This window comes from Desulfosediminicola sp. (assembly GCF_048381775.1).
GTDB classification, from domain to species: domain Bacteria; phylum Desulfobacterota; class Desulfobulbia; order Desulfobulbales; family Desulfocapsaceae; genus Desulfopila; species Desulfopila ganghwensis.
Genome location: NZ_JBLXGE010000026.1, coordinates 1 through 11,128, shown reverse-complemented (window position 1 = coordinate 11,128; position 11,128 = coordinate 1). Strand labels below are relative to the sequence as shown.

Annotated in this window: 12 protein-coding genes; 6 read left to right on the top strand and 6 right to left on the bottom strand. The window is 44.1% G+C overall.

Translation table 11 applies throughout. The annotated features are described in order from the left end of the window. Nucleotides 1-683: 683 nt before the first annotated feature. The 3 genes from ACN5NT_RS23535 to ACN5NT_RS23525 all read right to left on the bottom strand — a co-directional run bounded on the left by ACN5NT_RS23535 (nt 684) and on the right by ACN5NT_RS23525 (nt 4,732). Entirely contained in the window at nt 684-2,378 is a 1,695-nt protein-coding gene (locus ACN5NT_RS23535) for a PAS domain S-box protein (protein WP_136798386.1), read from the bottom strand. 777 nt (nt 2,379-3,155) lie between these two features. After that, nucleotides 3,156-3,821, bottom strand: coding sequence for an outer membrane protein (locus ACN5NT_RS23530; RefSeq protein WP_419177093.1), 666 nt, complete (start codon nt 3,819-3,821; stop codon nt 3,156-3,158). Between the two features lie 614 nt (nt 3,822-4,435). Then, entirely contained in the window at nt 4,436-4,732 is a 297-nt protein-coding gene (locus ACN5NT_RS23525) for a hypothetical protein (protein WP_136800011.1), read from the bottom strand. A gap of 137 nt (nt 4,733-4,869) precedes the next feature. Between ACN5NT_RS23525 and ACN5NT_RS23520 the strand changes: the two genes are divergently transcribed. Beyond that, nucleotides 4,870-5,034, top strand: a complete 165-nt coding sequence (locus tag ACN5NT_RS23520) for a helix-turn-helix domain-containing protein (RefSeq protein WP_419177092.1) — start codon at nt 4,870-4,872, stop codon at nt 5,032-5,034. Nucleotides 5,035-5,076: 42 nt separating this feature from the next. Here ACN5NT_RS23520 and ACN5NT_RS23515 read toward each other — a convergent pair whose 3' ends face one another. Together ACN5NT_RS23515 and ACN5NT_RS23510 are read right to left on the bottom strand one after the other, a co-directional pair. Continuing rightward, entirely contained in the window at nt 5,077-5,940 is an 864-nt protein-coding gene (locus ACN5NT_RS23515; protein ID WP_136800009.1) for a CoB--CoM heterodisulfide reductase iron-sulfur subunit B family protein, read from the bottom strand. Continuing rightward, a complete protein-coding gene (locus tag ACN5NT_RS23510; protein ID WP_419177091.1) occupies nt 5,918-6,451 on the bottom strand; it encodes a 4Fe-4S dicluster domain-containing protein in 534 nt (177 codons plus the stop codon). The genes ACN5NT_RS23515 and ACN5NT_RS23510 overlap by 23 nt, the downstream gene beginning before the upstream one ends. A 421-nt stretch (nt 6,452-6,872) precedes the next feature. Here ACN5NT_RS23510 and ACN5NT_RS23505 point away from each other — a divergent pair, with 421 nt between their 5' ends. The 3 genes from ACN5NT_RS23505 to ACN5NT_RS23495 all read left to right on the top strand — a co-directional run bounded on the left by ACN5NT_RS23505 (nt 6,873) and on the right by ACN5NT_RS23495 (nt 8,540). Beyond that, nucleotides 6,873-7,094, top strand: coding sequence for a carboxymuconolactone decarboxylase family protein (locus ACN5NT_RS23505; protein ID WP_419177094.1), 222 nt, complete (start codon nt 6,873-6,875; stop codon nt 7,092-7,094). A gap of 94 nt (nt 7,095-7,188) precedes the next feature. Continuing rightward, entirely contained in the window at nt 7,189-7,395 is a 207-nt protein-coding gene (locus ACN5NT_RS23500; protein WP_419177090.1) for a tyrosine-type recombinase/integrase, read from the top strand. Between the two features lie 635 nt (nt 7,396-8,030). Continuing rightward, entirely contained in the window at nt 8,031-8,540 is a 510-nt protein-coding gene (locus ACN5NT_RS23495) for a YgjV family protein (RefSeq protein WP_136800005.1), read from the top strand. A 229-nt stretch (nt 8,541-8,769) separates the two neighbouring features. Here the strand turns inward: ACN5NT_RS23495 and ACN5NT_RS23490 are convergent, their stop codons facing one another. Next, nucleotides 8,770-9,015 carry a hypothetical protein gene (locus ACN5NT_RS23490; RefSeq protein WP_176360065.1) on the bottom strand — a complete coding sequence of 82 codons (246 nt, stop codon included), beginning with the start codon at nt 9,013-9,015 and terminating at the stop codon, nt 8,770-8,772. A 484-nt stretch (nt 9,016-9,499) separates the two neighbouring features. Between ACN5NT_RS23490 and ACN5NT_RS23485 the strand changes: the two genes are divergently transcribed. Next, a complete protein-coding gene (locus tag ACN5NT_RS23485; protein ID WP_176360019.1) occupies nt 9,500-10,096 on the top strand; it encodes a 2,3-bisphosphoglycerate-dependent phosphoglycerate mutase in 597 nt (198 codons plus the stop codon). 70 nt (nt 10,097-10,166) lie between these two features. Then, nucleotides 10,167-10,607: an Hsp20/alpha crystallin family protein gene (locus ACN5NT_RS23480; RefSeq protein WP_073616346.1), complete on the top strand. Its 441-nt coding sequence runs from the start codon at nt 10,167-10,169 to the stop codon at nt 10,605-10,607. The last annotated feature ends 521 nt before the right edge of the window (nt 10,608-11,128 follow it).

Genomic DNA, 11,128 nt, shown 5'->3' with positions numbered 1-11,128 from the left:
ATTATCAATTCACCACGAAATTTCGCAGAGAAAATCTGCTTACGCAACTCTTGGTTGAGTTGCAAAACAGGAATATAGATTTTCGAATCGCTACAAAGTTGGATGCTCTCTGTTTCTAGTGCTACTCGAACTTCTGATTCGATTTCTTCCTTCGCTAACTGTTTGGGTAATTTCATTCGATTCCTATATTGCGGCTACGCACACAATGTTAAATTCAGAGGTTCGCGCCTGTTATGTTTATTAATTTCTACTTATCTCTATAAATGCTACTTCGATCAAACCTGCCACGAGTAATAACGGAATTATTATTAAGATATATTATATGTGGAAATCTGGACTCGAGCTGGCATGCATAAACGATCAGGTTCAATTTGAACTGACACTTTACCTCTGAGTGACCCACACCAAGATTTACAGTAGACATCTCATGCATGCACATGATTGACCGAAGACGCGATTTATGCTGGCACTCTCAACCGACATTTCATGACTGATTTGAAAGTACAATCCTCCACATCCTATGACTGAAATGGAGCAATTTTCGCTTGTATTGGGCTGAAGCTAAACAGGAAGAGTGTTAAATTGTAGGTCTGCTCAAATTGTTAAGACTTGCACGAAAAGTATTCTACGTGTACCAACTCGCAGAGAGTTGGCTCAAGATTTCATCTCCACCCATTTATTCTCTAATCATCATAAAGCTTAATATCAGGGTAAAGTTTTTTGGCGCACACCGGGCAAATTCCGTGACTAAATTGTGCATCAGAGTGCTTTGAGATATATGACTCAATCTGATTCCAGTACCCTCTGTCGTCACGTATTTTCTTACAAGAGGCACAAATAGGTAATAACCCGCTTAAGGCTTTAACCTCTGAGAGGGCTTTTTCCAGTCCTTTTATCAATTTCTCACGTTCTGCTTCTGCCTGCTTACGACTGGTAATATCTTGGTGGATACCTACCATGCATAAGGGTTTCCCCTCTTTGGTCCGTTCAACGACCCTGCCGATTCCATGAAGCCACCTTTCTCCGGTTAGCGGATGTCGGAACCTGACTTGGTTTTCTGATCGATCCAATTTCCCGACGGAAAGATCTTTAATGATACTCCGAACCTTTTCTTTTTCATCAGGATGGATTCTACTCAGCCACATATCAAGGGAAAAATTGTCCGCTTCCTTTCTGGTAAGACCGGTTATTTCAAAGAATTTCTGATTAGCCAAAAGCGTATTCTCATCGACGCGCCATTCCCACACGCCCAGATTTGCGATTTCAGCTGCGATTGAGATTCTTTCCTCTCTTTCCTTTAACGCATTTTCAGTTCGTCTTCTTTTGATACTCTTCCACATACCATCCATGAGCAACGTCAGTTGACGAACATCTGATTCATCGTATTCAGAGTTTTTATTTCCAACACCTGCAACAACCACAATATTCTGACCATCAAAGACCGGGATGTTCATGTGGCGCCTTATCACAACATGACCTTCTGGATATCCTTTTTTGTACGGGTTTGGTGCTTGATAATCATTAGTGACCACGGGTTTCCTCTGACGAACCGCTTCCCCCCACAGCCCGATATCTTTAGTTACGTACTCTATGGGTTTATCGATTATCTCACATTGCTTCATCGCCTCTCTCGACCATGCATACATTGTAAGAGTCGTTTCACTTTCATTCATGAAGGCAAGATAGCCAATTTTACTTTTTGTTAGCCTGATCGCTTCTTCTAAAGAGAAGTCAGCCAATTCCTGCATAGAGACTCCATACATCTGGCTGAGCTCCAAGAGCGCTTCGAGTCTTGATTCGTTCAGGCTCAATGCCTCTTCTATGATTTTTCGCTCTTCGATCTCACTTTTCAGGTTGATAGTTCGCTCTTCGACCTGTTTCTCAAGTTCAGTCTGTGCTTGTAGCAAAGACTCTTCAGCGCGCTTACGATCAGTAATGTCAATATTAACATTTACTCCACAGATTACCGATCCATCGGGCCCCATGAGTGGAAATGTATTGCCCATGCGCCATCCGACCTCTCCTTCCTTGTTGCGGTCATGCCATTCAGATCCAGTAACAATTTCCCCTTTAAAGACCCTTTCAATAATTTGATCAGTGGCTTCCCGGGTCTCTGGAGTTACAATTAATTCATAGGCGGTAGCACCGATAGCTTCAGATTCGGTATAACCATACATGTGCTCTGCGGCATTATTCCAGCTCAAAAATCGACCTTTCTGATCAAATGTGAAACAGGCAATGGGCATGTGTTGAAACAATACCTGATATTGTTTTTCATCTTCATCTGCAGGCTGGTCTACACCCATATGAACAGCAATTTTTTTCTCTAATTCCTTTACCTTTTGTTCCAATTCTTCATATGTCGGTTTTTGGTTCATCAGAACTTTCTCCAGAACAACATGTGAAAACGTCAATAACCACACGAATCCTCGAAACTGAATGTCGTTGTTGTTAAGTATAGCACCTTATCACACAATCAGTGATATCCCAGAAATTCCCTGGATATTTCAGCCAAGTTTATTTGCTGGATACGTCAAAGACATAATTGAAGAGCTGAATCCAATTAAGACAGCCGACAGGGATGTTTAGACCAGGAAGGGCAGCAGATTGCCAAGTGTAACCTTCACGAGGACTAGAAGAATTTAGCGTGATAACTCTCAGAGTAGAGATCTTCAGTTCGTGGAGTACCCCCGTAAGGGTTTCCTCAAACTTGCTAAACAAGACTTTTAACACCACTCCATTTCGTTTCGCTCGGACTCGCTGAAACTCGCCATTTATGCCAACGTTAATATTGCCAACTCCAATGTCTGTCTTTATTCAATATTCCAATCTATTACCTCCTCCCTGTGAAGTTACCGCTTGACAGGGGGTGGTGATTTGCTGAAAGGAATCTGAAGAAATTCAGGAAGGATCTTCAACATCTCTCTTCAACAACCTGATTAGGTTGGTAATTGAAATCTTTAATCCTGCATTGAATGATTCTGTCGTGCTATCAACCAGCGAGCCTAACCACATCCTCAAAAAAGCAAACTGAATCAGCCCTTCAACTATCCCTTAAAACACAAAAGGTCGGAACCAGCCAGTGGCGACTCAATAAATAAGAATCACCACTTGCAGAACCCGACCTGATGTACATGTTTATTAAGGCTGACTAACTAGAAAAAGTAGCGCAGCCCAAGATATATGTTATGGCTCGAAAATTCTGCTTCGGTTGAACCCCAATAAGGTGGGGCTGTGACATCGATATCACCAGTTCCCAAATACCGATATCGAAGATCAACCGCTAATGCTTCGTTGATAGCATATTCTACTCCTGCCCCGAACTGATAGGCGAAAACAGTATCATAAAAATTATACTCCTCAATCCAACCTGTATCAGGAATAGCGAAATCGGTCCACTCTACATACGCAAAACCCAAGCCTGCGGTTAAATAAGGTGTAAAATTAGAGGGGTTATGGAAATCATAGTATCCATTAACCATCATCGACAGAACACTTAAATCACCTGTTTCGCGAATTGTAGCAGGCTCCCCAGGCCATCCGAACTCGTCAAAGCTGTTCTTCTGGTACCCCAACTCAACTTCAACTCTTGGCCCGTCAAAATCATACCCTACGGCAGCAAGAAAGCCATACCCTGCATCCAACTCATTGGTGAATTCAGGATCTCCAGGTCGAGCTCTTTCGCTTCCCCATGGTACATCTGCATCATTAGCAAAAGTTACACCTAAATGCCCGCTGGTATATAATTGACCTGCCTGAGCAATCGAGCAAAAACACATAAAACTAACAAGGAAACATACAGCTAAAATCTTCTTTCTCATTCTTCCCCCATACATACTGGCATTGATTGGTTCTGTTTATTCTTTAACCGGGCAAAAACTGTGCATCAGCCATTTAAAGAAAAGGCACAGTAGTCAAATTATACCACTATAGTCGTGTTATCAAGTTGTTACGTTGTGCATCCTGCTTTTGGGGGACATTGCGTTGCTTTACTTTGGTTTACACTCCTTTTTCAATCATATCAAATGACTGATACTCCTTTTTTATCAAGCATTGAGATTGGCAGGGCGTATCTCATCTGAAACGTTTTTTGCCAGATACAAACCTTCCTACTGTGAAGATGAGGTTGCCCCTGTCTGGTGAGTGAGGTTGCCCGCTGCTGAGGCGGCTCTGAAGGGCTTCAGGAAACACCTCAACTCTGCCCCCACACAACTCAGGTAAAGGTGTTCATGGATTATCTCAACTTTCGGACTTCTCATTTCATGTTAGGGTTAAAGAAAATTCGAACCTTCAAAATACAGAAATAACGTAATAATTAAGTAGAAGGTGTGAGCTGTATCTTTGGTAGAATTGGGCTCTTAGAGATACTCTTTACGCTCGACAGAATAGGCAACATATTCAACAGGCGAGTTGATATCGTAGACTGGCAGCCTGGTTACTGCCTAATTCTGCTTTGAAACGCGCAAAGATCTGTGCATTCGAGTAGCAAGGCGTTTAAGCTATGCTCTGTCGCGAGTTTGAAGGCTGAATCACAGATCTCTTCTTCTAACTTCACCATATCAAAGTCGTTACGCTTACCTTCGACAATGGTTTCCCAGAATTCCGAACAGCCTTCCATTCCACGAATATGAAAATCCTCAATACTAAGACTGATGTCTTTGAAATGATCAGAGTTTAAAGCTGCTGATGAACTTGCTGTGAGTATGCCGATGTTTGCTTCACCACCATGCATAATGCATAATAAGGGAAGCTGTAAAAGACTGGATGAAAAGACAGGGATGGATACCGCTTCTGATAGTTCAGCTTGAAATCTTGCCAGAAAACCGCAGCTGCCGGTGATAGCTTTTACGCCTTCCTTTTCAAGAGAAATTGCTGCATCTAGAAAAGGTCGGAGAAGCTCCGGTCCTGATCACCACTGTCAATAATCTGAACGGGAATATTCGGCAGGCCGCAACAAAGCTAGATATTAGTCGGCCAACTATTTACAGGAAGCTTAAACAATATGGATTTTCAAGTAGAGACTGTAAACAATGATTTGTTCTTTATCATCTGTTCTCAAGGTTCGATTGATGGATTTCAGACTAATCCCTTCTCTTTTAACAGCGGCACTGGGTCCACAAGATGGCGTTTGAACCATTTTTTATGATCATCGACACCAAAGGCAATACAAAGGAGCTCAGAAAAATGGAATGTTGGGATTTGTTGTTTTAATGAACATCGAATTTCAAGGTTCAGGTGGCACATTGCACAGGCTGTTACCAGACATTCGGCTTCCGATTCTATTGCGTTATCCATGATCTGGTTGACCACCTTGGTAGTAACCTCTGGCTTGGCAACCGACAAATACGTTCCGCAACACTTGGAAAAGTTTTGCCAGGAAACAGGTTCTGCACCAAGCATTTTTAGGGTTTTCTCCATAATTCCTGTATGCCGTTTGTCTTTTCTAAGGATTGGAGGCTTTGCCAGCATGCACCCGTAATATGAAGCGAAGCGAATACCGTTGAGCGGTTTGGTCATGTTCTTATCAATAACAGTCTGATCAAGTTTCGTTAACAGGTCAAAGAAATGGATTATTTCCAGATCCTGATCAAAATTTCGCTCCCATCGGTTTTTGTACATCTCCTTTGCCTGGTCATCGCTTTTCAGCTCTTCATGGGTTGAGCGCATCCTGATGTAGCAACTTGGGCAGGCAACCAGCAGGGGAAGTCCTTGTTGAGCAAGGGAGATGTTTCTTTGTGGAAGAAGGGCGGCAGCCTCAGAATCTATGCTGTGGGCAGAGGAGGAACCACAGCAGTTCCAGTCATCTAATTCCTCAAGATGTATCCCGACCTTTTCGCAGAATTTATAAATTGAGCGATTGTTTTCGTGACCGGAAGCAGCCAGGGAACACCCTGGAAAATAGGCGTAGGTGTTTTCTTTACTTTTTAAAGATGCTTTCAATGGACTGTATATCCTTAACTTTTTTGGCTCTAAGATCGAGCTTTCGTTTAGCGAGCATGGTTAAACCAAGGCCGAAATCTTGAAAAAGATCCTTTTTCTTCAGCTTATACCGCATCATGATTTCAAGTTTATGGGCCCGTCCATATTTCTTGACGGACTTGAGCATCTGTTCATGAAAGTTCAAAATATCCGGTTCACCTATAGCAACCCCTTTTTCCATTGCCAATTGTCGCAGGGCATCCATAACCGTTGGGATATCGATAGCCATCGGACAACTATCACAACAGGTATTGCAACCAACACAGACCCAGATTGTGGATGATTTGAGTACAGGCTCGTCCATCCCAAACTGGAGCATTCGCATAATCACATTGGGATGAATGTCCATTGCATCTAAAAAGGGACAAGCATTGGCGCAGGTTCTGCACTGGAAACAGAGATTGAAATTAACTTCGGAGTGGCCACGGACATCTTCTAAAACACGCTTCATCTCTTGGCTTGACAGTTTCATCAGGAATCCTTTTGATCATACTTGATGCTGCTTATTCTCCTAATCCAAGAAAGAATATCGAATTTACAACTACTACATTGTAACCATTCAATAGAAGAAGGCCATTGACCTATGTCAAATTGATGTTTCTATTTTAGGTACTTCTTCAGACGCTTATCCTGTTCGATATATTGGAGAGTTGAATTGTACTGCTGGTGTTTTGCTGCTTAATGGTGAAATATGGTCAAGTGCATATATTTACTGCATATAATGTTGTGTGAATTCACCAAAAGAACTCTTCCTTTATAACAACATGGACAAATCAATCCTGAAGTATGAAGAAAAAATGTGGCAACTGTTCGATATCTCCAAACAGGAGATGCCAGAACTGACAGACGCTTAAAATGGTCCTGTGAAAAGTGCTGTTTAAAGTGAAGGCCCCATCGATCTGAAAACAAAACGGTTGATTTCATTAGCTGTTGCTATTCAAGCAGGATGTAAGGATTGCATGATTTCTCAGACGTCACATGCAATTGAACTTGGGGCAACACCAGCAGAGATTTTTGAGACCTGCTCTGTAGCAATTAGTATGGGTGGAACGTTGGCCTGGAGTAAAGCGTTAGTCATTGCCGAATACTTAAGAGAGCTGGAAATAATGAAATAAACCATAATCTGATTACCACTCATCCTCAGCACGTAATCCGAGGGATGATGTACCTGTTATGCCGGACGATTTAAACCCGTCCATGGGGACTTGATTGTGGCCGTCCAGGCTCCGACATACCATGGCGACCCAACTCCTCAATGCCAATGCTGATCTGGTGAGTATCCAGGAAATACTGGGGCACACGAAGATCAAGACAACCCAGCATTATAGCAAATTATCGAATCTGAAAGTGCAGAAAGATTATTTTCAGGCAATGGAAATAGTGCTAGCGAAGACCACAATCAGGCAGCTGGAATGACCACAGACGTCCAGGGGGCTCTGCCCCCTAACCCCCGAGGTTTAAAGCATTATGACCATAAGGATGGATGAAAAAAAGGAAGACCGGGTAATACAACCCGGCCGCCACCCTTACGGTGCTCATCTCGGCGCTCGGGTCGCTCCTCAGCGTTGCCCTATCCTCCGGATGAGTATTAAAAGAATAGCAGTTGATTGATCCCAGGGCAAGCGAGCACAGTCTAATGATAGACTTGACATCGGACGCAAAGAGGCATGAAAATAGAGTATAGCTAACAGATCAATCTAAAAAGAAAAAACAGGATCTGTTACGTATATAGACTGTGAAGATGAGGTTGCCCCTGTCTGGTGAGTGAGGTTGCCCGCGGCTGAGGCGGGTCTGAAGGGCTTCAGGAAGAATCTCTACTGGTGAAAGGTAGAAGTAGGCTATAGCTGCCATTTCTAACCTCCAAAGTAGATACAGGGACGGAGAGCTGTAGTCTTGCCTGTCACATACAAGGAAGAGAAGATAGTTCTTCTCCCTTTGTATCCTTACTTTTATCTACCAGAACGGAAAAGGCTTGCAACCAGATGGTTATTCCGTGTAAATGCGTACCTGATGCTTTCGTTTTTACTCCTTTATCTCTATAGGCAGTTGCCATGTCACTCTACACTTTATCCCAAATCCTCATCGGCTTTGCCATCATAACCGATCTGGCATCATTTCAGTTCAAGCAAAAGAAACATATCGTCTACTGTTTTCTTATCTCCTGTACCCTGATTGGCCTTCATTTCATGTGTCTTGGCCACTGGACAGCCGCGGGGCTAGCCCTGCTCTCCCTTGCTCGATTCACCGCCTGCCTATATACGACCTCTACCCGGGTACTCATTTCTTTCCTGGTGTCCGTAGCACTTATCGGTCTGTTCACCTATGACGGATACCTCACCCTGCTTGGATGCGCAGCCACGACATTCGGCACCATTGCCTCCTTTTGCAAAGACGACAAGCCACTTCGTCAGTTCATGGCCGTATGCGCCGGGCTCTGGATCATTCATAACTATCTTGCTGGCTCTCCTGGTGCCGTACTTCTGGAGACGATTTTCCTATCATCCAACTTGGTCGGGTATTTCAGATATTATATACGGCCTCGTAGGACAGCGGTGAACTAAGAGCCCTTTCCTGATCCTGAAAACTCAGAACACTTACGCCGTAGTTCCATACATTTAATCGTAACGGTTTCACCTATCGGGTAAAACTTTTCCGGTTATAGGGTACCGCCCAGATTCATGCGAAAATGCACGCTAAGGGATTTGACGGTAAACAGGTTTTGTTACGTATATAGACTGTGCATCGCCGGTTCTGATCCGCAAAAGCTTGGGATCGGCTTTCCACCTCCGTCTACCTGAAGAGCATCAGGAACAAGGTAAACCGAGGTGAAGAATCCACGGCAATGTATTGCCAGGATAAATCTGTTGCTGTCTCCATCGAGGATGGCTGCCCCATCTCCTTCAATCGTTCCGGGGTGGTTCGAGCTGATGATACTGCTCCAAAGCCAACGAGACACACCCTGTTGTGCAGGGGATATACATCACTTTTCAAGCTTGAGTCTACTTCAAACTGTTTGAAGATGGTCAGGATCGGCACCCCCCATCTCTTTGGTCGTACGCAGCTAATAGCTTTAGCAAACTGTCTTAGCAGTCCTAATGCAGCAGGGCTGTTGGTCGAGTTTTCACCCAATGGCCAACTTTTATTAAAGCCTAGAAATCAGAATTTTTCTTTGAGAACATACAGAAGAGGCTATATAATTTTAACGACTGTGGTGTATTAGGCCGAAGGGTAATTAGCGAACATTGCTCGAAAGTGCATCTATCCGATAATACGATATTTACCCAACTAGAAATCATCGATTCATGTCCGCCAATCAGGTTTCGGCTTAATAATTGCAAAAGGCCGAAAAGGTGGCTCTAAAAATTCAATATCCCAGATAGTGAATGCTGGTGCACAACATGTTCGTGGTGGACGCATATGACTACACATGACTCGCATGCAGGCCAGGATCAACTGACAGAGTGAAAGCTCAATATCCCAAAATCTTGAATTCTTATCTCCTGGATCAGGGGAGCCAATTATGGAGAGCAGGCACAAACTTGTACTCCTGCGGCACGGGTTAAGTGACTGGAACCAGCAGAACCGCTTTACCGGTTGGCAAGACGTAGACCTTGCCGAAGCCGGAATCGCCGAGGCACATAAGGCTGGTGCTGCCTTGCGCGAGGCGGGATACCGGTTCGATGTCGCCTACACCTCTTTACTCAAGCGAGCTATTCGAACGCTATGGATCGTTTTGGACGAACTCGATCGGCAGGTCCTGGTCGACCGACCGGATATCCATGGACGTGAAGCCATCCTGAAGATCCATTCCAGAAATGTGATTTTTGGTCCCGATGTCGACCTCGGCAAAATCGCCGGTCGCACACCGGGTTTTGTCGGGGCGGACCTGGCCAACATTATCAATGAAGCTTCTCTCAGAGCGCAGGGTGTCTTGAATGATCTGGCCCATATCCTTTTTGAAAAGGAAAGCGTGCAGGGAGAGGAGCTGAGGAAGATGCTGTCAGTAGCCCCATCGGGAATGGCGAACATATCTCCCGAGCAGCCATCCTCGAACAGCGCCGGAAAAAGCGATAATGAAAATGTAGACCATTCTGGAAACACAGAGAAATCCACGTAACCCCCTGATGGGCTGAATGCGGGAATCGTCCAGTTGGGAAAACAAATGCCCGCAAATATGGAGGTTCATTATGGCAATAGTACGATGGGATCCATGGCGAGAAATTGAGGATATGGTCGAACGCTACACGAGAGCTGTAGGGCAACCTCGAGCGGGAAGCCAAGAGGTTATTGCTGCAGGGGATTGGGCTCCCCGTGTAGACATCATTGAGACCGACAAGGCATTCGTAATCAAAGCAGAAATTCCCGAGGTAAATAGAGAAGATGTCAAGGTTACAGTAGACAATGGTATCTTGACGATTCGGGGGGAGAGAAAACAGGAGATAGAGGAGAAAGGAAAAAAAATCCATCGAATCGAACGATCTTTCGGAATCTTCACCCGGAGTTTTACCTTGCCCGACAATGTCGATGAAAAGAACATCAAGGCTTCGTTCAAGGATGGCATGCTGAACCTGCAGATTCTGAAGACTGAGGAGGTAAAGCAAAAAGCCATTGAGATTAAAGTAGAGTAACAAGAAATGAATTCTAACTATCAATAGGGCCTGGGAAAAGCACTTGCTTTTCCCAGCCGGTTCACTGCTGAACGTTTACAAGCCGATAACGTAAGATCGTATAAACTCTCTTGTCCAGCTATCAGGATGGCCAACCAACTCAAAACAATGGATTCTCCATTTCCAACTGAAGCATTACAGGACAGCCATGACATTGTCAGCTTTTCGCATATTTTATTCCCTTTGCGAGAGCTTGAAGTGAAGCACAACAGTGAGCACTAAGCATTGCGTCGCATACAAGATGCTCCAATAAAATGGGAATGGCTGCATCGACAGTGAGCGTCTAAAGGTCATATTTGCCCAAGTGGTTAAATATGACCTTTAGCCTGTGGGTGACGACACACATTCAGAGGAGGCGACATAAGTGAATTATACTAAAAATGCAGAGTGATGGGGTGTAGAGAGTGATCCTGCTATAAAAGAGTGGACACTCAGATAAGCCAATATTAAAGAGATTGGCAGGAGGAAGATATGAGTGTTCA

Coding starts and splice junctions, on each gene's coding strand:
- ACN5NT_RS23535 (WP_136798386.1), bottom strand. CDS start 2,378: ATGAACCAAAAACCGACATATGAAGAATTGGAACAAAAGGTAAAGGAA.
- ACN5NT_RS23530 (WP_419177093.1), bottom strand. CDS start 3,821: ATGAGAAAGAAGATTTTAGCTGTATGTTTCCTTGTTAGTTTTATGTGT.
- ACN5NT_RS23525 (WP_136800011.1), bottom strand. CDS start 4,732: ATGCATGGTGGTGAAGCAAACATCGGCATACTCACAGCAAGTTCATCA.
- ACN5NT_RS23510 (WP_419177091.1), bottom strand. CDS start 6,451: ATGAAACTGTCAAGCCAAGAGATGAAGCGTGTTTTAGAAGATGTCCGT.
- ACN5NT_RS23495 (WP_136800005.1), top strand. CDS start 8,031: ATGTCACTCTACACTTTATCCCAAATCCTCATCGGCTTTGCCATCATA.
- ACN5NT_RS23485 (WP_176360019.1), top strand. CDS start 9,500: ATGGAGAGCAGGCACAAACTTGTACTCCTGCGGCACGGGTTAAGTGAC.
- ACN5NT_RS23480 (WP_073616346.1), top strand. CDS start 10,167: ATGGCAATAGTACGATGGGATCCATGGCGAGAAATTGAGGATATGGTC.